This is a genomic window from Halomicrobium katesii DSM 19301 (assembly GCF_000379085.1).
GTDB classification, from domain to species: domain Archaea; phylum Halobacteriota; class Halobacteria; order Halobacteriales; family Haloarculaceae; genus Halomicrobium; species Halomicrobium katesii.
Genome location: NZ_KB905379.1, coordinates 571,356 through 595,139, shown reverse-complemented (window position 1 = coordinate 595,139; position 23,784 = coordinate 571,356). Strand labels below are relative to the sequence as shown.

The following is a 23,784-nucleotide window of genomic DNA, read 5'->3' as shown; positions in this document are numbered from 1 at the left end:
GCGACCCACTGAGACCATGGTCCCTACGCACCGCACCGCCGCCCGGACGAACGCCCCGACCCGACAGCTCCTGATCGTGGCGACGTGTGTCGTCGGCCTCCTCGTCGCCGCGGCCGCCATGCCGGCCACGGCACCACAGCCGACGCCCCCGGAGTTCCTGAGCGGGGAGTCGGACTGCCAGATCCTCTTCTCCGAGGATCCGGTCGCCGGACACGAACTCACCACGACGGTTCTGTACGACGAGGAGCCGGTGTCGGACTCCCCGGTGTGGTTCAACGGCGAACGCGTCGGCCGGACCGACGAGGACGGACGGGTCGCCGGCACCGTCCCCTACGAACAGATCCTGCAGGTCCGGGTCGAACTGCCCGGCGGGGGCAGCTGTGAGGCCAGCATCGACACCGGCGACTCGGACGCGCCGCTGAAGACCGTCGACCGATCCGGCCTCGGTGTCGCCGCCCTCGACGGCGTGGCCCGGCAACAGGCCCGGAACGGGTCGGGCGCGTACCCGGTCCGTGGCCGGATCGATCTCTCGGTCGACGAACAGCCCTACCCCGGCGAGACGACGACGCTGCGGGCGACGATCCAGGGCAACCCCGTGGCCGACGCGACGGTGTCGGTCGACGGACGGACGATCGGACGGACCGACGCGGACGGCACGATCGAGATTCGCGCGCCGATCGAGGGCGACCGGACGCTCACCGTCCACGTCGAACGGGGGGCCTTCGAACGCGAGACCGAAATCGCCGTGCTCCGCCTCGACGCGACGATACGGACCGATGCACTGCTCGCGCTGCCGGGGCAGAACGCGACGGTCGTCGCCCGGCTCGGCGACCGCCCGGCGGTCAACGCCACGGCGCTGGTCGGCGGCGAGCGACTGGGTCGGACGGACGCGGACGGCCACGTCGAGATGACGCTCCCGGCCGACCCGACGGCACGGCTCACCGTCGCGACGGCCGACCAGGTGGCCACCACGCCGGTCCTGTTGGCGTTCGCGCCGACGATCCTGCTGACCGTCCTCGCCGTCCTCGCGCTCGTCGGCGTGCCGGCGGCCGGCTACTCGATCGCCGGTCGCCGCGGTGTGGCGATCGGCTCCGGCGTCGCCGTCAGCGTCCTGGCGCTCGCGTACGTGTTTCTCCGCTTTGGCCCCACGATCGCGCTGCTGGGGTCGCTGGCGCTGCTGGCGGTCGTCGGACTCGTCGCCTTCCTCCGGAGCGACTACAGCGCGGTCGAGGCGGCCCGAGCGACCGCCGGCTGGTTCCGCCGTCTCGGCCGCCGACTGGTCTCCGACGGCCTGTGGCTGTCCGGGCGACTCGAAGCTGCCGTCGGAAGCCTCGAACGCCGCCTCCAGCGTCTGTGGGACCGACTGACGGGTCCAGACGCGACGCCGCTCGCGGACGCCGGCCGCTGGCTCGCGTCGCTTCCCGCCCGCCTGCTCGCGCTCGTCCGCGCTCTCGCCCGTAGGCCGAGCCGGCTGGGTGCCGGCGAGAGCGACCGCGACGACCTCGCGGGCGAATCCGGAGACGCGGACGACGAGACGACGCTCTCGCGGCGCGCACAGTTCCGCCGCGTGTGGCGTGCGTTCGCCGGTCGGGTCGCCCCAGAGACGTGGCCGCGGCGCACGGCCGGCGAGGTCTCTCGTCGGGCGATCGATCGCGGCCTCTCGCCCGAGCCGGTCCGCGAACTGACCGACACGTTCCGGGCCGTCGAGTACGGCGACGAGTCGCTCACCGACGGACAGGTAGCGCGGGCTCGCGCGGCCCTGGAGGAGATACGCGACGACTCCGAGGGGGGGTCGGCGTGAACCGCCTCGCCGTCGGCGGCGGCGTCGCGTCGATCCTCCTCGGAGCCGTCGCGCTCGCGGTCGGCGTTCCGGAGACGGCAGAGACGATCGTCGCCAGCGCCGTCGCGCTGCTCGCGATCTTCGGCGTCGGCGTGGCGCTCTGGAAGCTGCTCGCCTCGCCGGGCGGTGACGGGCTGGCCCTGCCGCCGCCGTGGACCGACGACGGCGCGCTCTTCGACCGCGCGCCGGAGCGGAGCCGCGGCGAGGACGCCCTCTCGGGCGAGTCCTTCGGGGCCGTCCTCGCGGACGCCGGTCAGACGGCGCGCTCCGAAGGGACGGTCGAGGCCGGCTACGACACCGTTCGGCTGGTTCTCAGGCGCGCGCTCGTCGACGCGCTGGTGATCCGAGAGGGCGATCGCGCCGCCGTCGAGGAGTCGCTGGCTGCTGGGAGCTGGACCGACCACCAGATCGGGGCCGCCGTGCTCGATCCGGGCGTCGACCCGCCCCCGCGTTCGCTGCGAGCCCGGATCGAGGCCTGGCTCTTCCCGGAGCGCGTCGTCAGGCGACACCTCCAGATCGCCGTCCAGGCCGTCGCAGAGGCGGCCGACGACGCGGTGCCGACGGTGCCGGGCCAGAACGCGCCCCGCTCGGTCCCGGTCAGCCAGCCCCGACTCGAAGACCTCCAGCGCGGCGTCGACGGCACCGTCCAGCGCGCCGTCGATCCGCTGGCGACTGCCCGCGGCCCGCGACCGCCCGGTAGCGAGGCCCGCGGGGTCGCGGTCGGTGTCGAGCCGGCCGACGCGGACGGCGACGCAGACGAGCCGGCCCGAGAATCCGACGGGAGTGGGGACGCCGGAGAGCGGGACCGCTTCGCCACGGACGGTGGTGCGCGATGAGCCGGCAGTCGACGCGCTGGCGGGCGACGGTGGCGGCGGCGACGCTGTTCGCTGCGGCCGGGCTCGTGGCCCGCAACGGCGCGTTGCTCCTCGCCGCGGTCGTTCCGCTGGTGTATTTCGCGTACTCGCTGGTCACGAGCGGTCCCGGTTCGGTCTCGCTCTCGGTCACTCGCCACGTCGAGCCGGAGCTGTCGCCGCCGGGGACGCCGGTCCACGTCACGCTCGAACTGACTAACGAGGGCGACCGGCCGGTGTCCGACCTCCGCGTCGTCGACGCCGTCCCGGCGGACCTGGCGGTGACGCGTGGCTCTCCCCGGACGGGCGTGGCGCTCGAACCCGGCGCGACGACGACGATCGAGTACGCGCTGGTCGCTCGCCGCGGCGTCCACGAGTTCGAACCCCCGCGTGTCAGGGTCCGGAGCCTCGGGGGCACGAGCGTCACGACGCTGCGCCCGACGGTGTCGGGCGACACACGGCTCGTCTGCCGCCTCGACGCGGACGCGCCACCGATCGACGACCAGGGCGCGCAGTTCGTCGGCGACCTGACGACCGACGAACCGGGCGAGGGACTCACCTTCCACTCGACTCGGGAGTACCGGCGCGGCGACGACGCGCGCCGGATCGACTGGCGGACGTACGCCAAGACCGGCGAGCTGACGACGATCGACTACGAGCGCCGCCGGGCGGCCTCGGTCGTCCTCGTCGTCGACGCTCGCCGCATCAGTCGCGTCTCGGCGGGTCCCGGCCGACCCACGGCCGTCGAACTGTCCGCCTACGCGGCGACCCACGCGGTCACCGACTTCGTCGCCAGCGGTCACGACGTCGGCGTCGCGGTGATCGGAGCCGACGGTCCGGGGCCGGCCGGACTCCACTGGCTGGCCCCCGAGAGCGGCGACGGGCAGCGGTCCCGAGCGATCGACTACTTCCGGACGGCGACGGCGGTGACCGGCGGCGCGCCCGACACCGACCGCCAGCTGGCCGAGCTGCTCGACCTGGTACCGCCGGGCGCACAGCTGGCACTGTTCTCGCCGCTGCTCGACGATCTGCCCGTCGAGGCCGTACAGGCGTGGCGCTCGCAGGGGTACCCCGCCGTCGTCCTCTCGCCGGACGTGGTGACGGACAACACCGTCGGCGGACAGTTCGAACAGGTCCAGCGGTACACGCGACTGGCTCGCTGTCAGGCGACCGGCGCGCGCGCGACGGACTGGCGACGGGGGACGCCGCTCCCGATGGCGCTGGCGTACGCGTTCGCGGCCGACGCACGGCTGCCGAGTCAGCGTCCGACCGGCGCTGGGGGGGTCCCGTAGATGGCGCTGTTCGGTCCCCGTCTCGATCGGCCGAGCGCCCTCGGCGACGAGGGGCGGCCGCGGGCGACGAGTCTGACGATCGCGTCCCTGCTGGTCTTCGGGCTGTTCGTCGTCGCGACGACCTGTCCGTGGAACTACGGCCTCCGGTTCGACGGGGTGGTGCCGTCGCTGATCGTCCCCGCCTGCGCCCGGCTGGGTCGGCTGACACTCGCTTTCGGTACCGTCACCGGGCTACTGACCGCCGGACTCGCGCTGCTGACCCGCGAGCGGTTCGTGTCGCTGTTCGTCGGGCAGATCTGCTTCCTGCCGGCCGGTGCGGCGCTGGTGGCCGGTCTCGCGGCGCTGCTGGTCACCAGCCCGGCCTACGGCGTCTTCTTCGGCGGCTTCGCCGTGGCACTGGTCGCGCTCGGGAGCACGTGGACGGACACGACCAGCGCGTCGGCCGTCCGCCCGGCGCTGTTCCAGGAGGGGCTGACCTACCTCTCGATGGTCGGCTGGGGGATCGTCGTGCTCGTGGTGGGCGGAGCCGTCCTGGTCGTTCGCGCTGTGGTCGGTTCGGCCGGGAGCGGCTCCGATCCGACCGCGGCGCTCTCGACGTTCCTCGTCGTCGTCTTCGTCGGCGTCCTCTCCGTCCGACTGGGGCTGCGCTGGCTGCCGATCCGACAGCTCACGCCCCGAAAGCGCCGTGGAGCCGTCGACAGACGACTCGGGCAGGTCAGACGCGCCACGACCGTGGTCCTGATCGGCACCCTCGTCGCCGTGCTCTGTGTTCTCCCCGCCTGGTTCCTGGGGTGGTTCGACGCGGTGTACGCGCTCTTCCCGCCGGCCCGACTGCTCTTTCCCGTGCTCGCGACGCCGATCCCGGTCGTCGCCGTCCTCGGCGTCGGCGTGGTGACGCTCGCGCTCGGAGTGGTCGCGCTCGCGCTGCGCCGGCTGACCCGCCCGGTCGACACGACGGCGAACCGCTTGCTCGCGCCCGTCGCGGCGGGGCTGGTGCTCGTGCTCGGATTCCTCCCCTTCGCCCTGTCGCTGATCCCGGTGCCCGGCGGCGCACCGCCCATCGTCCTCGTGGCGTTCCTGGTGCTTGGCCCGATCGCGCTCTCCCTGCTTGGCTGGACGCTCGTCGCCGCGCAGTACCTCTCGCTGGTCCCCGAGCGGGCGGGCGGTCCGGCGCTCGCGGCCGGTGGGATGGTCCTCGCCACGATCGGCGCGGCCCTCACCGGAGTGCCGACGCCGCTCGTCCTCGCGGCGGCCGTGGTCGCGATGGTCGTCTGGGACGTGTCCTCGTTCGGGCTGGGCGTCACCGCGGAACTGGGCCACCTCCCCGAGACGAGACGGCTAGAGCTGTTCCACGCCGTCGTCGCGCTCGCTCTCGGAGCGATCGCGGTGCTCTCGCTGAGCCTGCTCGACGTGGTGCGCACGTCCCTGGCCGGCGAGGTCGCGGCGACCGTCGCGGCCGCGCTGGCCGTCTTCGGCGTCCTGGTGCTACTGACGCCGCTGCGGGGATACGTCGCCGGGGAAGGGAGAGATTGATGGGGGCGGGCGACGAGCCACCGCGCATGGTCCACCATTCCGGCGGCGACACGGTCGAAGATGGAGCTCAGACCTGCCTCTCCGTCGTCGAGCGTATCGAGGAAGCCGCCGTCGTCGAGCGCACTGTCCTCCGCGAAGTCCTGTCTGCCGTCCTCGCGAAGGGACACGTCCTGCTGGAGGACGTGCCTGGCACCGGTAAGACGGTCACTGCCCGCGTCCTCGCAGAGGCGCTCGGCCTGGAGTTCACCCGCATCCAGTTCACGCCGGACCTGCTGCCGGCGGACGTAACCGGCTCGAACGTCTACAACGAACACGAGGGTGCCTTCGAGTTCGCTCCGGGGCCGATCTTCGCCAACGTCGTGCTGGCCGACGAGATCAACCGCGCGCCGCCCAAGACCCAGTCGGCGCTGCTGGAGGCCATGGAGGAGGGACAGGTCAGCGTCGACGGGACGACACACGAACTGCCCGACCCCTTCGTCGTCGTGGCGACCCAGAACCCGATCGAACAGGAGGGGACCTTCCGACTGCCCGAGGCCCAGCGAGACCGCTTCAGCGTCAAGACCTCGCTGGGGTACCCCTCGGTCGACGGCGAGATGGAGCTACTCGACCGGCGAGCGAAGCGCCGGACGCTCGCCCCGAGCGTCGAGCCGGTGATCGAGGAGGCCACCGTCCGCGAGCTACAGGACCTCGCCGAGGACGTCTCGGTTCGGGTGCCGGTCCGACGGTACATCGTCGACATCGCCCGAGAGACGCGGGCCGACGAGCGGTCCGAGGTCGGCGTCTCTCCCCGTGGCGTCCAGCGAGTGTTCGAGGCGGCGCGTGCCAGCGCCGTCCTCGCGGGTCGGGACTACGTCGTCCCGGACGACGTGAAACGCCTCGCCGTGGCGACGATGGCCCACCGCGTCGTGCTCTCGACGAACGCCACCGTCGAGGGTACCGAGGCCGCCGATGTCGTCCGCGACGCGCTGGACCGCGTGGAGGTGCCGGCCGTCTCGCCCGACGCCCCCGACTCGGACGCCGGAGCGGACGAGTCGGGCGCGGAGTCCCCAGAAGGGGCCGCCGAGACGACGCCCGCGACCGAGCAGACGACCAACGGCCACGAGGAGCCGTCCGGCGACGTGTCGACGGACGCGCCCGCTCCAGACTCGACGACGACCGACAGCGACGCAGAGCCCGAGGGATCGGACGACGACCTGTTTTGAGACGGCCGCCGGCCCACCCCGACCGACAGCGTTTTTCGGCCTGCCCGCCAGGCTCCGTGCGTGCAATTACGCGGCGTCGCAGTCGAGGTGGGTGACGAGCAGACCGTCAACACGCAGTACGGCGAGAGCGATCTCTGTGAGGTGACGGTTCGGCCCGACGACGGGCGCGGCGAGCCCGTCACCGTCACGCTGTGGGGCAAGTGGACCGAGACCGGCGCGGTGCTCGAACCCGGCATGAGCGTCGCCGTCTACGACGCCGAACCGCGCGAGTACCGAGGCGAGACCCAGTACTCCGTGGGCAGCGACGCGCGGATCGTCGTCGAACCGGACTTTCTGGTCGACGTGACCGACGTTCGCTCGTGGGTCCAGTGCCCGCGGATGTACTACCTCAACAAGCTCTCGGGGACCCCCCAGGCCTACCCGGTCGTCAAGGGGACCATCGTCCACGAGGTCTTCGGCGATCTGCTCCGGGGCCGGGACGTGGCGGAGGCGGTGGCGGCCCACGTCGAGGACGCGGGGCTCGATCTCGGGCTGCTCGGCCGCGACGCCGACGAGGTCGCCGCCGACGTTCGCGACCACGCCGAGGCAATCGAGGGGTGGCTCCAGCAGGGCACCCTGACCGAAGAAGACGAGTGGCGATCCGAGATGACGCTCATCTCCTCGCGCTACGGCATCAAGGGGCGGGCCGACGCCGTCCGGCGCGGGATGCCGGTCGAGCTCAAGACCGGGAAGAACACCCGCAGAGAGCCCCGCTTTCAGGACAAGATCCAGGCGGCCTGCTACGCGTTGCTCCTCGGCGAGCGCCGCGAGGAAGCGCCCGACACCGGCACGCTGCTGTACACCAAGAACGCCGCCGTCGAGCGGACCGAGGAGTCCGGCGATCTCTCGCCGGCTAAGGAGTTCTCGATCAACGACGGCCTGCTGAACTTCGTCGTCCGAACGCGCAACGAGATCGCGGCCGTGGAGTACGACGCGAGCGTCCCGACGGGCTACGAGGCCGACGCGAAGTGTGAGTACTGCTTCGAGCAAGACACCTGTATGGCGGTCTCCGGGCGACTGGACCAGGAGTCCAAGGCCGGCCAGGTCGGAACCGCCATCCCCGAGCAAGAGCGCGAGTACTTCGACCGGTTCTACCAGGCGATCGAGGCCGAGCGCCGGGCCGTCCACCGCGAGTACGCCAAGCTGTGGGACCAGCGCCCAGAACAGCGGGCCGACGACGACCGCGCCCTGATCGACCTCGAACCGACGGGCGAGCGCCGACTCGACGGCGGCCGCTGGGAGCTGCGAGCCCGCGGCACGGGTGCGGTCTCGAAGATCCGCGAAGGGGACATCGCGCTCGCCAGCGACGGCGACCCGATCGACGGCGACGCCGAACTCGCTCGCGTCGAGCGACTCGGCGGTGGGCGCGAGGCGGACAGCGACGGCGGCCCGGAGATCGTCGTCACGACCGACGAGCCGGTCGAACTGCGCCGCCTGGACGTGTACCCATCCGAGATCGGCACGGACCGGATGTTGACGGCGCTACACGACGCCCTGCTCACCCAGCCACCCGAACAGAAGGACGTGCTCTTCGACCGGCGCGAGCCCGCGTTCCGATCGATCGACGAGACGTTCATCGACAACAACGACGCCCAGAACGAGGCGGTCCGGCTCGCCGTCGGAGCCGACGACTGCGCGCTCGTCCACGGGCCGCCGGGAACGGGCAAGACCTACACGCTCGCCCGGATCGTCCGTGCGCTGGTGGCGCGGGGCGACCGGGTGTTGCTCTCGGCGTTCACCAACCGCGCCGTGGACAACTGCATCGAGGCCCTCGAAGAGCAGGGCTTTACCGACGTGGTCCGGCTGGGCACCGAGAGCGGCGTCCGCGAGGACATGCAGCAGTACCGCCTGGAGACGGCCGGCGATCCCGACGACTGCGTCGGTCGGCTGGAGGACGCGAGCGTCGTCGCGGCGACGACGGCCTCCTGTGGCTCGCGGGTCGCCAAGACCCAGTCGTTCGACGTGGCTATCGTCGACGAAGCGGGCCAGCTCACGGAGCCGGGGACGCTGGCCGCCACGACGCTGGCCGACCGGTTCGTCCTCGTCGGCGACCACCAGCAGCTCCCGCCGGTGGTCCAGAGCGAGGACGAGACGCTCTCGCGGTCGCTGTTCGAGCGACTCATCGATGCCTATCCCGACGCCAGCGTCCTGCTCGACCGCCAGTACCGGATGGCCCAGCAGATCCAGGCGTTCGCCTCGCGGGAGTTCTACGACGGCCAGCTCCGGCCGGCCACCGGCGAGGTGGCGGCCCAGCGGATCGCGGACCTGGACGGCGTCGCGCTCGACGCGCTCCCGGAGACGCTGCGCGACGGCGTCAACTTCGTCGATCCCGACGGCCACGTCGACGGCAACACGAACCCGGCGGAGGCGAGCGCGGTCGCCGACGTGGTCGATGCCTACCTCGCTGCCGGGGTCGAGACCGAGGCCGTCGGCGTGATCGCACCCTACCGTGCGCAGGTCGCGGAGATCGACAAACACGTCCCCGAGGGAGTCGCCGTCGACACGGTCGATCGGTTCCAGGGGTCGAGCAAGGAGGTCATCGTCGTCTCCTTCGTCGCCACGGGATCGCTCGACGGCCCGATCTTCGAGGACTACCGCCGCATCAACGTCGCCCTGACGCGAGCGAAGAAGGCGCTCGTGCTGGTCGGCGACGAACGCGCGCTCTCGACGGACGAACTGTACGAGCGGATGGTCGAGTGGGCTCGCTGACGGTCCTGGCACCGACGCCTGCGGGGATCACCCCGTCACGCGCTTGATTCGGTTCATCCGACAGATCGGACAACAGACGGCCGTCTCGCGCTGTGGGATACTGAACCGCACCCCGCAGGTCCGACACCGGTACGTGGCCACGCGGTCCGCAGAGAGCTTCGCTATCGCCCTCGATTCGTCGCCAGATGGCCGTGATCGGTCCTGGAACGACCGATTCGGAATCATTCAGTGTGCTCACGTTCGGTCGTCGGTTCGGCGGGGCGCGTTGTAGCCGTCGTTTCCAGTTCGATGGGTCTTCCCCTCTCTGGGCCACAGTCGATTCTCAGAGGCGTTCGATTTAACTGCCGATGTGACGACTCCTCGTCCGTGATTCGACTCACTGCACTGTCCCGGTCGATCTGGGAGGCGACGCCGGGGTGGCTGATCGAACCGGCGGCCGTCGTCACGGCCTTCGGCGGCGCGACGGCGCTGCTGTTCGTCCTCTCGTTGCTGTACTGGCTCGACGAGCGGCGCTCGACGGCCACGGTCGTGAGCTACGCCTTCGTCGCACTGGCGGTCGTGATCCTCCTGAAGGCCGCGATCGGCGTGGGGCGACCGCCGGCCTCGGTCCGCTCCATCCCGCTGGCCAACGACCCCTACGGCTTTCCGAGCGGCCACGCGGTCGCGGCGGTCGTCGTCTACGGCGGCCTCGCGACCGTCCGAGACCGCCTCGACGACGCACGCGTCGTCGCCGCTGTCGCCCTCGCCGTGACACTCGTCGCGCTCTCGCGGGTGGTCCTCGGGCTGCACTACCTCGGTGACGTGCTCGTCGGCGCGGCGCTCGGACTCGTCGTTCTGGGGGCCTGCTGGCGGTTCGTCGGCCGGCGTCCGGGACGGGGCTTCCTCGTGGCCGGCGTGGTGGCGGCCGGTGCCGTACTGGTCACCGGCGGCAGCTCCGAGTCGATCCTCGCGTTCGGTGGCAGCGCCGGTGGGGCGGTGGGGAGCCGCTGGATCGACGCCGCGAGCGGACTCCGATCTCGCCTCGACGGCGCGATCCTCGCGGCGGTGGGCGTTCCGTACGCACTGGTGCTCGATCGGGCCGGCGAGGCGGTCGCGCCGCCGCTGGCGGCCGTCGTCTACGCCGCGCTCGTCGCCGGCATCCTCCTCTTGCCGGTCGCCGTCGACCGACTCCCGCTCTCGGCCGACCGGACCGCCCGTGTCTGATCGACTCGACGGTCGACCGCGCGCGATGTCGAACGCGTTCGCCGTGCTACGGCTCGCGAGCTGACGATTCGGTCGGCTCGGGCTGACCCGCATCGACGCCCCCGTCCGGAGCGTCGGCCTCGTCGAGCAGCGCCGTCAGTCCCTGCCGTCGATCGCCCCGCTCGCCGGCCCGGAGGTCGGCCATCAGGCGCTCGCGGAGCGTCTCGTGGACTGTCCGGGCGCGCTGGTCGTCGAGGTCGTGCGCCGTCGCGTCTCCGCCCAGCAGGCTCGCCGTGCTGGCGGTGTCTGCGGTCACGCTGGCCAGCGAGAGGCGACGCTGGAACACCGTTCGCGTGTCGATCACGGTCTGGACGCGGTAGTACGGCACCAGCCGGGTCGACCGCACGAGGACGCCGCTCCGGGTGGCAAAGAGGTGGTCGAGCAGCGCGAACCCGCGGTGCTTCCAGCTCAGGTGACCGGCCAGTGCCGCGACCGGGAGCAGCGCCAGCGGCGCGTACCAGTAGGGGACCGTCTGGACCAGCGTGTCGACGGAAAGCAACAGCCCCGTCGCCGCGACCGGGAGCAGCGAGTACCGGACGGCGTAGCGTCGGCGCGACCTGTCGGGGAGTCGCTCCATCGCCGGCACGTCGGCGTCGGTCAGCGCCTCGGCGACGGCCAGCACCGTCTCGCGATCGTCCAGCGGAATCGCCGTGTTGCTCGCGTCCTGACTCCCCGAACCCGGCGCGTAGCCGGCCGTCTCGACGGCCAGAGCGGCGTATCCCACCTGTCGCATCAGTAGGTTCTCTCGGACGGTGACCGTCTGGACCTTCTCCAGCGGGATCGAGCCGCTGTACTGCTGGATCAGTCCGCGCTCGTATCGCAGGTCGTCGCCGACGTAGTCGAGGTGAAAGCCGTAGTACTCCGTGATCGTGAACGCGGCACTCAGGAGCCAGGCCGCGAGTGCGAACAGCGCCGCGGCGACGCCGACGGTCAACAGCGCCTCTCCCGTCGAGTAGGTCGGGAGCCCCGACAGCGAGACCGTCGACGGGCCGCCCAGTGTCTCGACGGTCGCCGAGAGCAGTCGGAGCGCGTACTCCTGTGCGAACGGGACTCCGAAGAGGACCACCGCGGGGGCTGCGGGCCGGAACGAGACGAGCGCGAGCGTCAGCAGATCGCTGGTCGAGAGCTCGTAGAGCCGGCGCTGTTCTGGCCCTGTCGGCTCTCGGGCCATATCGTGTGCTGGCTCGCTCTCGTCGCCTGCCGTCTCGTCGTCCTCTCGTCGGTACTGAGCGACGGCCGACTGGAGCGCTCTGGCCTCGTCGACGTCGACGGCGTTCAGGATCGCCTCCGTCGCGCTCCCGCCGGCCGTCTCGAACTTCACGACGGCGAGGCCGAAGAGCCGCTGGACGGGGCCGCGCTCGATGTCGACGTTCTGGATCCGTCCCAGCGGAATCTCCCGTTCCTGTCGGTCGAAGACGCCGGAGTCGACCGACAGCGTGCCCCCCGCGAGTGCGTAGGTAAAACGGTAGTACCGCGCCACGGCGTAGGCCGCCCCGACGAGGGCACCGGCAGGTGCGAGGACGAACACCGCTTCGAGCGGGAGCACGTCCAGTGGACCCGTGAGCATCATACCGGCGAAGAAGCCGATGCTCCCGAGCCGGACGACGTTGGTGACGACGCTACCGACGGCGCTGATCGGGTGGAGACGGTTCATACGGCGTCGGTGGCCTCGCTCTCGGCCGCGAGCTCGCGCAGTTGCTCGCGCAGTTCGGTCGCCCGCTCCGGACGCAGCCCCGGAATACGGATGTCGGCACCCCGCGTTCCGGCGGTGTAGACGACGACGCTGGAGAGACCGACGAGCCGCTCGACCGGTCCGCGCTGGGTGTCGGTGTGCTGGAGCCGGACGTAGGGGACCGAGGTGTCGACCTGCGTCACGACTCCACGGACCAGAAAGAGCGCGTCGTCCTGAATCTCGAAGCGCCAGCGTCGAAACCTGAGGACGGCGTGGACGGTCCCGAGAACGGCCGCCACGACGACGACGGCGGCGATCAGCGGCGGGTCGACCGGGATCGCGAAGCGGTCGATCGCGACGGCGACGCCCGCAAGCACCGCCGCGACCACGACCGCCCGCCCGATCCACAGCAGTTGCACGCGGGAGTTGAGCCTCTCCATGCGATGTGGGGCGGTCCGTGCGGGCAAAAGCGTGGGGGTCACGGACGATCCGGTGCTCTCGACGACGCATGGCAGGCCGGCACACAGTAGCTTTTTTGCCACCCGGTCAATCATCCGAGTCGTCCGCAACCAACGCCCATGTCGGTGATTCTATCACTTTGGCCGCCTCTCCAGTCCGGGGGTCTGTCGACGTTCGCACTGGGACCGATCTACCTCATCGCCATTCTCGTGCCGGGTCTGCTGTTCTACCGTGGGCTGATGGCTGGCGGACATCGCTACGACACCCTGTCCCGACTGGACAAACTCGGTGCGGCGCTTGGCGGCGGTGCGATCTCGTGGCTCCCGACACTGTTGTTCTTACGGCTGTTCGGATACGGCCCGTTTGTGGTCGGGCAATCGAACGGACTGAGCTTCCTCGTCGTCGTGGTCACACTCACGGTTCAGATGGCCGTCGCCTACTACGTCGGGGAGTTCGTCGGTGACGTGTCGAACCGGCTGTTCGGCGAGACGGTCCGCAATTTCAACGACCAGCAACAGCCGTGGGACTACGCCTCGACGAAGATTCGAGACAGGGAAGTGACGGTCGTCACCGACTCGTTCGAAGCTCCCCTGCACGGAATCGTAGCGCGCTATTCCTCGTTCGACGAGGGCGGCGACCTGGTCCTCTCGCCCGTCTCCCCCGAGAGCCGAGTCGCGACGGGCGACGAGAGCGATCGGGACAAGAACAACGCCCTGTACATCGAGCGGGAGACGATCTCAGCGGTCTTCTTTCACGACAGGGACGGGTCAGACGACTACGGCGATGTACTGACCAGAGGCGACCTTCAGGAGCCGACCGAAGAAGAGTGGAAACAGGTCGTCCAAGCGGCAGAGGACGCGCTCGAATCCGCGATCGACGAACCAGACGAGAGCACGGACGATGAGTCCGGAGAGTCCGGGGACGGGTCGGGCTAAAGGACGCTTTCCTCTGCGTACGACTCGTACTGATTGTAGACGTATTCGAGCAACCGTGACACCGAAATGTCGTTGAAGTTCGTCTCGACCAGCTCGGCGCGCTCTTCGATCTCCTGTCGGTCAGAAGGGGAAAGCGTCGACAAGAACTGTCGCAGCGCGTCTCTCCCGTCGTCTTCGAGCTCGTATATGTACTTCTCACCACGCTGGAGATCGACGTTCCGCTCGGAGACGAGTCCGGTCTGTTCCAACGTTTCGACGTCGTTTAGCAGATCCTTCGAGAACGGACCGTAGTGGTACGGATAGAACTCGTACTCCGACGCGTCGAGGTCGTCGGCGAACTCCTCCTGAGCCAAGAACACCAACTTTTGCAGACGAGTGCGACCGCTGATCGTCCCCTCGTCGTCGGCGTCGAGCAGGGCCAGCAGCAACGCCTGTCTCTTGTTCATGTTCTTGGCCTCCGTTGCTAGAGCGTAGCTTCCCGACCGGCAAACCTCTTTTGGGTGCCCATCGTCTCCGATTTTCGACCGTCGTCGTCCTCTCAGGTCGTCACGGGAGATAAACCGTCGGCGGTATCATACGGAACATTGTCGTCGCGTACCGGTGAGCGCCTACCCGTCCCAACGCCCACCGACACATCGCTACAACCGTCCGTATCAGACCTCGCTAGGGTCGTCGTCGATCGCTTCCAGCACGCGGTCGTGAAACGCCTGCAACACCGCGGACTCGTCTTCGGCCAGCACCACGTCGCTGGCCAGCAGCGTCGCCAGCCCGAACGCGCGGGGCGACGGCGAGTCGACGCGGACGGTCTCGACGGCGAGATCGCCGGTCTGGATCGCGCCGGTCACGTCCTCGATCGCGCCCACGTTGAGCTTGTCTTCCAGGATCTCGCGATACGTCTCCTCGACGACGGCAAAGTCGCCCAGTTCCTCGGCGAACGAGAGTAGCATCTCGGCGTTGACCTGCTGTTCGCTGGCCGACTTCTCGTAGCCCTTGTACCGCTTGAGGATCATCAGCGCCCGCGTGGCGTTGATCCGGAAGTACCGCTGGAGCAGGTCCGTCCCGTCGAGGCTGGCCCGCAGATCCGCCCGGACCGCCGTCGGATCGATGTCGGTGACGATTCCCTCGATGTCGACTTTCCTGTTCAGCGGCATCGAGAGGGTGAAGCCGTTGTCGGCGACGGCGACCTGGACGTTGGCGCTGGCTCGCTGGGCGACGCGGTAGGCGACGAGCCGCGAGAAGCCGTCGTTGAACCGCCGTCCGTACCCGGAGTGGACGTAGTAGCGGCGCTCGTACTCGTCGTGGTCCAGCGCCACCTCGATCACGAGCCGGTCGTCGGTCGAGACGCTCTCCGAGCCGGCGTAGGCCACCTGCTCGGAGAACATCCGCGTGATCGCACGCACGGTGTTCTCGTCCAGGGGGAACTCCCGGAGCCACAGTCGAACGGCCGGCGGGCCGCCCTCGTCGAGTCGCGACAGTAGCTGGCGCTGGAAGGCGAGGATCTCCCGGCCGAGGTCGTACGACAGCGGCAGCCGTTCGGAGAACCACGACGGGACCGTCGGCCGTGCGCTGGTCCGGTCGACGTACACCTTCGAGCCCCGACGATAGCGATACTCGAAGTTGTCGCCCCCGAGTACGAACACGTCGCCGCTCTCAAGCGTGTCGAGGTAGCCCTCGTCGAGTTGCCCGACCCACTCGTCGCCCGCCCGGGTGTACACGTCGCAGGTGAACGAGTCGGGGATCGTCCCGATGTTGGTCATGTAGATGACGCGGGCCATCCGCCCGCGCTTGCCGATCAGGTGTTCGCCCACGTCGTACTCCTCGTAGTGGTGCTCGCCGTCGGGGGGATCGTTCGTGTCTCGCCAGATCTTCGCGTAGACGTTCTTGTCTTCCATCCCCGGATAGTCGGCGGTGAGATACCGACAGAGCTGCTCCCACTCGTCGTCGGTGTACTCGCGATAGGGGTATGCACGCCGGAGAATCGCCTCGACCTCGCGCTCGGGCCGGACGGCGTTGATCGCCATGCCGTAGACGTGCTGTGTCGCCACGTCCTGTGCGCGTTCGGGGACGAACACCCGGTCGACGAACCCCTCCGTTGCCTTCTTCAACATCACCGCACACTCGATCAGCTCGTCCCGGTCCAGCGCCACGACCCGTCCCGTGACGGTCTCTCCGAGCTGGTGGCCCGCTCGACCGACTCGCTGGAGGAGCGCGGCGACGGACTTGGGTGAGCCGACCTGCACGACCAGATCGACGTGGGGCATGTCGATCCCCAGCTCCAGACTCGTCGAGGTCGTCACGACGTCGAGTGTCCCCGCTTTGAGACGCTCCTCGACCTCCTGGCGGCGCTCTTTCGAGAGGCTCCCGTGGTGGCACCCGGAGTTGTCCTCCCCGTAGCCGTCGAACTCCGAGCGGAGATTGTGCAGGACTCGCTCGGCCCCCGAGCGCGTGTTCGTGAACACGATCGTGTTCGTGTGTTCCTGAATCAGCTCGTGGAGCTGGTCGTAGAATCGTCCCTGGATCACGTCTCGCGGAGTGTCGATCAGGTCGTCGGTGGGCGTCGTCAACTCCACGTCGAAGTCACGGGCGAAGCGCGCGTCGACGATCTCGCACTCGCGGGGCGACCAGTCGTCGCCGCCCGCGCCGTGGCGTTCACACCCGACCAGGAACTGGGCCATCTCGTCGAGTGGCTCGACGGTCGCCGAGCAGCCGATCCGGGTCGGCGAGCCGTCGGCCAGCGCCTCCAGGCGCTCCAGGGACACCGAGAGGTGGGTCCCGCGCTTGTTCTCGGCGAGGCTGTGGATCTCGTCGACGACGACGTACTCCACCGTCCGGAGCTTCTCTTTGAACTTCGGGCTGTTGAGCAAGATCGCCAGCGTCTCCGGCGTCGTGTTGAGGATGTGCGGCGTCGTCTCCAGCATCTGCTGGCGGTCGCTGTCGCTCGTGTCCCCGTGGCGAATCGCGTGTCGGATCTCGACGGCCTCGCCCCGTTCGTCGAGCTTCTCGGTGATGTCGGTCAGCGGGACCGCCAGATTCCGGTGGATGTCGTTTGCCAGTGATTTCAGCGGCGAGACGTACAGACAGTAGACGCTGTTGTCGAGTGCGTCCTCGCGAGCCTTCGCGAACAGCTCGTTGACGATGCCGGTAAAGGACGCGAGCGTCTTGCCGCTGCCGGTCGGCGCTGCGATCAGGGCGTTCTCCCGCTCGTGGATCAGCGGGATCGCCTCCTTCTGTGGCGGGGTGAAGAACCCCCCGTTGTGCGGGACGAACTCGCCGAACTGCTCGACCCACCACTCCCGGACGACCGGCGCGAGCCGATCCAGCACGTCGCCGTCGTCGATCGCGACGCTCTCGGGGTCGAACTCCGGATCGACGCCAGCGAGCCGTTCGCGTCCCTCCATTCGTTGTCGAGGGGTAGGACTGGGGCGACAAGTGCCTTCGGACCGCACGGTGAACGTGAAGTCTCGATCCCCAAGCGCTAATTCGTTGCCACTCCGGACTCCGGTATGGACTACAGCGTCGGCTGTCCGATGGTGACTCCGTTCGCGGACGACGGCACGCTCGATCGCGCGTCGCTCCGGTCGCTCGTAGACCACCTCGTCGCGGGCGGTGTCGACAGACTCGTCCCCTGTGGCACCACGGGCGAGTTCGCCTCGTTGACGGATTCCGAGCGACGGACCGTCGTCGAAACGACCGTCGCGGCCGCCGACGGCCGGGCGAGCGTGATGGCCGGGGTCGGCGGGACGGCGGTCGAAGACGTTCGCGAGCGCATCGCGGCCGCCGCCGACGCGGGTGCGGACGCGGCGCTCGTCGTCGCTCCGTACTACGGCGGCCAGGCCGCCCCTGCCGGCAACGAACGGTTCTTCGACGCCGTCGCGGCCGGCGCGTCGATCCCGCTGTACCTCTACGACATTCCCAGTGCCACCGGGCAGTCCCTCGCCGTCGAGACCGTCGCGTCCCTGGCCGAACGCGGCCGCTACGACGGTATCAAGGACTCCAGTGGCGACCTGACGCACTTCGACGAACTGCTCGACCGGACGCCCGACTCCTTCGAGGTGCTTCAGGGCTGGGACGCCCAGTACGTCCCCTCGCTGCTCATGGGTGGCGACGGCGGGATCAACGCCGTCACGCACGTCCGGCCCGCGGCCCTCGGGCGGGCCGGTAGCGCCGTCGCCGACGGGGACGTGGCCGCTGCCCGAACGGTCCAGTTCGACGAGATCGATCCCGTGTTCCGGTCGGCAGCCGAACACGGATTCGCGCCGGTCTGCAAGGCGATCCTCGCCGGGCGGGGCGTCATCGAGAACGCCGCGGTCCGTCCGCCACTGGTCGAACTCGACGACGCGACCGCCGCCGAACTGGTCGAGCGGCTGGAAGACTGAACGGCGGGCCGGTAGGATCGCCTTACCCGGCCGCTCGTTCGCTCGCCGATCGGTCAAACGTCGTTCGCACACTCCACGAGATTCATTACACTGGCCGTCTGTGGTTTCGATATGTCGCTGCTGCCCTCCAGAGGCCCCGATACGAGTACGTCACAGGAGGGGGAACTCCAGGTCGTCGGCGTCGACGACGAGGTGGCCCCGCTACTCGACGCGCTCAACTCCGAGACCGCCCGCGCGATTCTCAACGAGATCTACGACGAGCCGGGCACGCCGTCGGAGATCGCCGACAGACTGGACATGTCGATCCAGAAGGTCTCCTATCACATCGAGAAGCTCGACGACCAGGACCTGATCGCCGTCGCTGGCACCCAGTACTCCGAGAAGGGCCAGGAGATGGCGGTGTACCAGCCGCCGGACGATCCGACGGTGCTGTTCGTCGGGACCGAGGAGCGAAAGCGGTCTCTGACGACGATGGTCAAGCGCCTGCTACCCGTGGTCGGCGTCGTCGCGCTCGGCAGTCTGGTCATCGAACAGCTGTTCGGCGACGGGCTCTCGGTCGGGTTCAGCTCCGCCGGGCCGTCCTCGGAGGGCGGTGACGGCGCGGGTGGCAGTGACTCCGGCGGCGTCACGAACACGACGGGCGCGACCGAGACACCGACGGAAGCGCCCGCGGACACGCCGACGCCCACCGAAACGGCGAGCGACGGCGGCGACATCGGCATCGCGGAGGCGACGGAGACACCCGCCGACAGCGCCACGTCGACGCCGACGCCACCACCCGAGACCGACACGCCGGTCCCCGAGGAGGAGACGGTCGATCTGTCGCTCGAAACGACTGCACAGGCCACCGATGTGGCGGCAAGCGGCGGGCTGGAGCTCTCTCCGGGGCTGGCATTCTTCCTCGGCGGGATGACGGTCGTCGCGGTGCTCGGCGTCTGGTGGGCGTACACGAGGAACGCTTAAACTGGATTTTGAGCCACAGGTGGGGCTTTATGGGTATCCTTCGTAGGCGTATCTGCGCCGTCGGCGGGCGGTTCCCGTCACCCGCCGCCCTCGCCGATGGCCGCCGCCTGCCCACCCCGACAGACAGTCCCGCTGACCCCATCCAAATCGCTTAGGCCCTCCACCCCGAGCGATCAGACATGCGCCTGACCTTTCTCGGAACCGGCAGCGCGATGCCGACGGGCACCCGCTTCCAGTCCGGACTGTTGCTCGAAGACGGCTCCGACCGGCTGCTCGTCGACTGTGGCAGCGGCGTCCTTCACGCGCTCGAACGCACCGACGTTGGCTACGAGGGCGTCGACACCGTCTTGCTCACTCACCACCACCTCGATCACGTCTCCGACCTCGACGTGTTCATGAAGGCGCGGTGGCTCGCGGGCGACACCGACCTGACGATCGCCGGTCCGCCGGGGACCCGTGACCTGATCGAGGGGCTCCTCGATCTGCACGGCTACATGCACGGCCGACTCGACCTCACGATCGACGAAGTCGGCGTCGATGAGCCGTTCACGCTCGCCGGCTTCGATATCGAGGCCATAGAGACGCGCCACTCGATGTCGTGTTTCGCCTATCGCTTTCAGGCCGGGGGCGAGGAGCCGGCGCTGGTCTACAGCGGGGACTCCGAGGCGTTCACGGAACTGATCGAGTTCGCGGATCGGGCGGCCGTGCTCGTCCACGACTGCTCGTTCCCGGACGAGGTGGACGTGTCTAACCACCCGACGCCCGCCCAGCTCGGGACGGCCCTGGACCGCGCCGAGGCCGCCGTCGGCCGCGTGTATCTCACCCACCTCTACCCGCACACGGAGGGCCGTCACGAGGAGATGCTGGACTCGATCGGGGCGAGCTACGACGGCGACGTTCGCTTTGCCGCCGACGGGCTGTCGGTGACGATCGATTCGACAGAGTCCTGACCCGCGAGAGTCTCCCCGGCACCGCGACACCGGCCGTCTCGTACGGTTTATTGTAGTTGCGTACCGGTGATCGTCTACTCCGTGGCGACGATCACCGGTAAATCGCTACAATAATCCGTATCAGGCACGCTGGAGCCGAACGCGGAACTCCGCGCCGCCGGCATCGCTTTCGGCGACGGTCACGTCGCCGCCGTACGACTCGGTCAGGGCGCGGACGAAGCCGAGGCCGAACCCGCTGCCGCTGCTGTCGGGGCCTTTCTCGCCCATCTCGAACAGCTCGTCGCGGACCGACGGATCGATACCCGCTCCGTCGTCGGCGAAGCAGACCACCACGTCGTCGACGCCCGTCTCGACGCTCGTCCGGACCGTGACCGCTCCCTCGTTGTGGACGACGGCGTTCGTGAGGACGTTCGTGAACACCGATTCGAGCAGATCCCCGGCGTACACCGTTTCCTCGAAGGCCGCCTTGTCGAACTCGACGGTCAGCTCGTCGTAGCCGGTCTCGGCCTCACTGACGGTCCGTTCGAGTATCGGCGCGAGGCTTCTCGGTTCCGGCTCCTCTTCTTCTTCCAGCGTCGAGACGAGGTTCCCGACCCCCTGGATCAGGTCGGCAGAGCTGTGTGCGGCCTCGTTGATCCGCTCGGCGTAGGTAGCGGTCTCGCCGTCGGCTTCGTCGGCGAGGACCTCGGAGAACCCGGTGATCACCTGCAGGTCGTTGCCCAGGTCGTGGCGCAACAGGCGGTCGTACAGTTCGACCATCTCCTTTTTCGTCTACAGGTCCTGTCTGGCCCGTTCGAGTCGCTCCCGCGACCGGATGTTGCTGATCGCCGTCGCGGCGTGAGACGCCAGAATCTCCATCGGGCGCACGACGGTGTCGTCGAACTCGGACCGGCTCGTCGAGCGCATCACGAGCACCGCCGTCACCTCGTCGACGATCGTCGCCGGGACGGCCAGTGCCGCGGTCGTCTCCGTGTCGGTGGCGGCACGAGCGTCCGCACCGCTGGCCGTCTCGGTCGTTCTGGACTCGTAGGCCCGCCGTGCCACGCTCGTCGGCGCTTCACCGACCGACAACGCGGGGTTCGTGCTGTGGACGACCTGCAGGTCGTCGTTTCGCACTTCCACGAACGTGTTGTCGGCGGCGTCGAACAGCAGTGACATCGCTTCCAGCGTCATCGAAACGACCTCGTCGACGCTTTCGCACCGATTTAGGGCCTGTCCGTACTTGTTGAGGTCGGCGACCTGCCTGGCGAAGTCCGTCTGGTTTTCGAATGACATGCTGGTGACTGGCTCCGGTCGGTAGCTGAACTGTCAGTACCTGACGATAGATATCGCCAATGAAAACCGTTTCGCCCCGTTCGCTCTCTACTGCAGCCGATACCGCAGTAACGCGGCCACACCGCCCAGATTGTGGAGCTGTTGGCCGGGGTCGAACTCGTGGGAGAAGACGGTCACGTCGCCGCCTTTCTGTTCGGCTGCGGTGACGATCTCGTCGACGTCCACGTCCCACTCGCTGTCCTCGCCTCGCTCCTCGCGGAGTCGCTCGTCGAGCACCAGCAGCTCCTCGATCGCGCCGAACTCGGCGGCTTCGGCGACCGCGTCGGGACCGTACGCGACTTTCGTGCCCGTCGCGATGCGTTCCATCAGCTCGTCGATCAGCTCGGCTTCCTCCGCGATACGGGTCCGCTCCTGGACGTCTTCGACCGCACCGCGCTTGAGCACCTCGTGGACGCCGCGGTCGCCGACGGCGCTGGTGTCGACGGTCGTGATCTCCGCTGCCAGATCCGGGTACTCGTCCTGGATGTACTTGAGCGCGTCCTGCTTGGTGAAGCCGGGGCCGGCGAGGATGTAGGCGTCCACGTCCATCCGCCGGAGCACGTCTGACAGTTCCGCGAACAGCTCCGCTCTCGGTCGAGCGTAGTCTCCTTTCCCCGTCGTCGAGGTGATCGACGCGCGCGACTCGGTGCCGTACTGGGCGACGGTGTGGACGTGTGCCTCCCCTTCCTCGACGGTGGCGATCGCCACGTCGGGCTGGTCGGTCGCCTCGGTCGCCTCCTCGACGCGGTCGATCTGGTCGGGCTTCCAGACCTTCTCGACCTCGATCTCGTCGTGTTCCTCGACGTTGAACGTGTGGTGGAAGTCGAGCTGGTCCTCGCGCGAACAGTCGACGATCGTGCCGCCGACGCGCAGCCGGTTGGCGAACTTCGCGAACTCCACGTCGGTGACCTCGACCGCGATCCACATGGGCTCGCGCTCCCCGCCCTTGTCGCGCAACTGATCGTCGTCGCGCTGGATCCGCCGGGTGGTGTCGCCCGCGACGCGGTCGCCCGGCTCGATCACGTACGTCAGGTGCCACAGGTCGTCCAGCGTCTCGGGGACGAGCGTCAGCCGCTCGCGCCCGCCCTCGACCTGCTGGCGATCGGCGATGCGCATACCGTCGAGTCGGCCCGTCGATGGTAAGTGCCCTCCGGTTTCGGCATTCAGGGCTCCGTGTCGACCGCCTCTGGATCGCTCGCGTCGTCGTCGGCACCGTCGGCCGCCAGCCCGAGCTCCGACTGGACCAGTTCGACGGCGTTCTCGACGGCTCCGACGCTGCCGAGATAGCCCGCGCCGACGGAGGTCTTGAGCGCGAGCGCCGCCTGGCCGGTCAGGACGCCGTCGCCGACCTGCGCGACCGCGCCGTCGCCGACGCTGACCAGCCAGCCCAGCGAGTCGAAGGTGTATCGATCCAGCCGCGGCTCGAAGCCCGCGGCCCCGGCCAGTCGATGCTCGACCAGCGCCGTGACGTTCTCCGCGGCGACTCCGGCCTCTCGGATCGCCGCCTGCGCACTCGCCGGGACCGGCTCGCCGTCCGTGTCGACGACTCGCGCCACGTCGCCGACCGCGAAGGTGTCGTCCGCGAGCCGCAGGTCGCTCCTGACGACGGGACGCTCGTCGTCCAGCGCCGACGGTCCCTGTAGTCCACCCGTCCAGACGAGCTGGTCGTACGACAGGTCTGCCCCGTCGGCGACCGTGATCGTCTCTCCGTCGACGGCTTCGACGGTCGTCTCCGTTCGGATCTCGACGCCGCGCTGGCCGAGCTGGTCGGCGACGGCCCGCTGGAACGCCTCGGGGAAGCTCGGCGCGACGCTGTCGAGCTGTTCGAGCAGGAGGATGTCGTGGTCCACACCGGCCGTCCCCCCGTCGCCGGCTGTCTCGTTCCCACGTTCCCGCGCCATCGCCGCGAGTTCGCCAGCGACCTGCACTCCCGAGAGGCCGGCACCGCCGACGACGACGCGCCCGCCCTCGTCGAGCACGTCCAGGTACCGTTCGCGGATCTCGCGAGCGTGTTCGAGTCGCTTCAGCGGCGTCGCGTGTTCTCGCAGTCCGGGGATGTCGTAGAACGCCGTCTCGGCTCCGAGACAGATCGCGCCCACGTCGTAGTCGAGGTCGTCTGCGCCGTCCAGCCGGGCGACGCCCGCCTCGGGATCGACGCTCGTCACCGCCGCCTGCCTGACCTCGCAGTCGAGGAGATCCGTCAGCGGGATCGAGATTTCGTCCTCGACTGCGGGCCGGCGGACGACGCGGTGGAGTTCGTGCTGGACGACGTGGTCCTCGGACTCGTCGACGACGACGAGGTCGGCCGATTCTGGCAGCGACGATTCGAGCTTCCGAGCGAGTGTCAGGCCGGCGTAGCCAGCACCCAGGACGGCGACGCGCATACCGTCGCTTGGGCGCGCCCTCG

General features: G+C 69.3%; 17 protein-coding genes and 1 pseudogene. 11 read left to right on the top strand and 7 right to left on the bottom strand.

Features of this window, described 5'->3' with window-relative positions; translation table 11 throughout:
• The first annotated feature begins 16 nt into the window (after window positions 1–16).
• The 7 genes from HALKA_RS0118495 to HALKA_RS0118465 all read left to right on the top strand — a co-directional run bounded on the left by HALKA_RS0118495 (window position 17) and on the right by HALKA_RS0118465 (window position 10,669).
• On the top strand, window positions 17–1,801 hold the full coding sequence (locus HALKA_RS0118495) for a DUF4129 domain-containing protein (protein WP_018259398.1): 1,785 nt from the start codon (window positions 17–19) through the stop codon (window positions 1,799–1,801).
• A complete protein-coding gene (locus HALKA_RS0118490; protein ID WP_018259397.1) occupies window positions 1,798–2,676 on the top strand; it encodes a DUF7269 family protein in 879 nt (292 codons plus the stop codon). Before HALKA_RS0118495 ends, HALKA_RS0118490 begins: the two co-directional genes overlap by 4 nt.
• Window positions 2,673–3,983 (top strand): DUF58 domain-containing protein, encoded by a 1,311-nt coding sequence (locus tag HALKA_RS0118485; RefSeq protein WP_018259396.1) that lies wholly within the window; start codon window positions 2,673–2,675, stop codon window positions 3,981–3,983. Before HALKA_RS0118490 ends, HALKA_RS0118485 begins: the two co-directional genes overlap by 4 nt.
• Window positions 3,984–5,516 carry a DUF7519 family protein gene (locus HALKA_RS0118480; RefSeq protein ID WP_018259395.1) on the top strand — a complete coding sequence of 511 codons (1,533 nt, stop codon included), beginning with the start codon at window positions 3,984–3,986 and terminating at the stop codon, window positions 5,514–5,516.
• Between the two features lie 26 nt (window positions 5,517–5,542).
• Entirely contained in the window at window positions 5,543–6,718 is a 1,176-nt protein-coding gene (locus HALKA_RS0118475; protein ID WP_245545438.1) for an AAA family ATPase, read from the top strand.
• 60 nt (window positions 6,719–6,778) lie between these two features.
• Window positions 6,779–9,466, top strand: coding sequence for an AAA domain-containing protein (locus tag HALKA_RS0118470; protein WP_018259393.1), 2,688 nt, complete (start codon window positions 6,779–6,781; stop codon window positions 9,464–9,466).
• Window positions 9,467–9,832: 366 nt separating this feature from the next.
• On the top strand, window positions 9,833–10,669 hold the full coding sequence (locus HALKA_RS0118465) for a phosphatase PAP2 family protein (RefSeq protein ID WP_018259392.1): 837 nt from the start codon (window positions 9,833–9,835) through the stop codon (window positions 10,667–10,669).
• A gap of 46 nt (window positions 10,670–10,715) precedes the next feature.
• Here HALKA_RS0118465 and HALKA_RS0118460 read toward each other — a convergent pair whose 3' ends face one another.
• Both HALKA_RS0118460 and HALKA_RS0118455 read right to left on the bottom strand, forming a co-directional pair.
• The gene (locus tag HALKA_RS0118460) at window positions 10,716–12,362 is read right to left on the bottom strand and encodes a PH domain-containing protein (RefSeq protein WP_018259391.1); all 1,647 of its coding nucleotides are present in this window, start codon (window positions 12,360–12,362) and stop codon (window positions 10,716–10,718) included.
• Entirely contained in the window at window positions 12,359–12,820 is a 462-nt protein-coding gene (locus tag HALKA_RS0118455) for a PH domain-containing protein (protein ID WP_018259390.1), read from the bottom strand. The genes HALKA_RS0118460 and HALKA_RS0118455 overlap by 4 nt, the downstream gene beginning before the upstream one ends.
• Before the next feature lie 258 nt (window positions 12,821–13,078).
• Here HALKA_RS0118455 and HALKA_RS0118450 point away from each other — a divergent pair, with 258 nt between their 5' ends.
• Window positions 13,079–13,774, top strand: a complete 696-nt coding sequence (locus HALKA_RS0118450) for a hypothetical protein (RefSeq protein WP_155119466.1) — start codon at window positions 13,079–13,081, stop codon at window positions 13,772–13,774.
• Here HALKA_RS0118450 and HALKA_RS20045 read toward each other — a convergent pair.
• Together HALKA_RS20045 and HALKA_RS0118440 are read right to left on the bottom strand one after the other, a co-directional pair.
• Window positions 13,771–14,220 (bottom strand): hypothetical protein, encoded by a 450-nt coding sequence (locus HALKA_RS20045; protein ID WP_018259388.1) that lies wholly within the window; start codon window positions 14,218–14,220, stop codon window positions 13,771–13,773. The genes HALKA_RS0118450 and HALKA_RS20045 overlap by 4 nt on opposite strands.
• Before the next feature lie 207 nt (window positions 14,221–14,427).
• The gene (locus HALKA_RS0118440; protein ID WP_018259387.1) at window positions 14,428–17,172 is read right to left on the bottom strand and encodes an ATP-dependent helicase; all 2,745 of its coding nucleotides are present in this window, start codon (window positions 17,170–17,172) and stop codon (window positions 14,428–14,430) included.
• Window positions 17,173–17,277: 105 nt separating this feature from the next.
• On the opposite strand from HALKA_RS0118440, the gene HALKA_RS0118435 reads away from it, so the two are divergent.
• The 3 genes from HALKA_RS0118435 (at window position 17,278) to HALKA_RS0118425 (ending at window position 20,063) form a co-directional block, all read left to right on the top strand.
• Window positions 17,278–18,150: a dihydrodipicolinate synthase family protein gene (locus HALKA_RS0118435; RefSeq protein WP_018259386.1), complete on the top strand. Its 873-nt coding sequence runs from the start codon at window positions 17,278–17,280 to the stop codon at window positions 18,148–18,150.
• Window positions 18,151–18,261: 111 nt separating this feature from the next.
• Window positions 18,262–19,113, top strand: a complete 852-nt coding sequence (locus tag HALKA_RS0118430; protein WP_018259385.1) for an ArsR/SmtB family transcription factor — start codon at window positions 18,262–18,264, stop codon at window positions 19,111–19,113.
• A gap of 179 nt (window positions 19,114–19,292) precedes the next feature.
• On the top strand, window positions 19,293–20,063 hold the full coding sequence (locus HALKA_RS0118425) for an MBL fold metallo-hydrolase (protein WP_018259384.1): 771 nt from the start codon (window positions 19,293–19,295) through the stop codon (window positions 20,061–20,063).
• A gap of 120 nt (window positions 20,064–20,183) precedes the next feature.
• Here the strand turns inward: HALKA_RS0118425 and HALKA_RS19860 are convergent.
• From HALKA_RS19860 to HALKA_RS19855, 3 genes and pseudogenes are all read right to left on the bottom strand, one after another.
• Window positions 20,184–21,338 (bottom strand): annotated as a pseudogene (locus tag HALKA_RS19860) (sensor histidine kinase).
• A gap of 87 nt (window positions 21,339–21,425) precedes the next feature.
• The gene (locus tag HALKA_RS0118415) at window positions 21,426–22,493 is read right to left on the bottom strand and encodes an mRNA surveillance protein pelota (RefSeq protein WP_018259381.1); all 1,068 of its coding nucleotides are present in this window, start codon (window positions 22,491–22,493) and stop codon (window positions 21,426–21,428) included.
• A gap of 47 nt (window positions 22,494–22,540) precedes the next feature.
• Window positions 22,541–23,761 carry an NAD(P)/FAD-dependent oxidoreductase gene (locus HALKA_RS19855; protein ID WP_018259380.1) on the bottom strand — a complete coding sequence of 407 codons (1,221 nt, stop codon included), beginning with the start codon at window positions 23,759–23,761 and terminating at the stop codon, window positions 22,541–22,543.
• Window positions 23,762–23,784 lie beyond the last annotated feature (23 nt).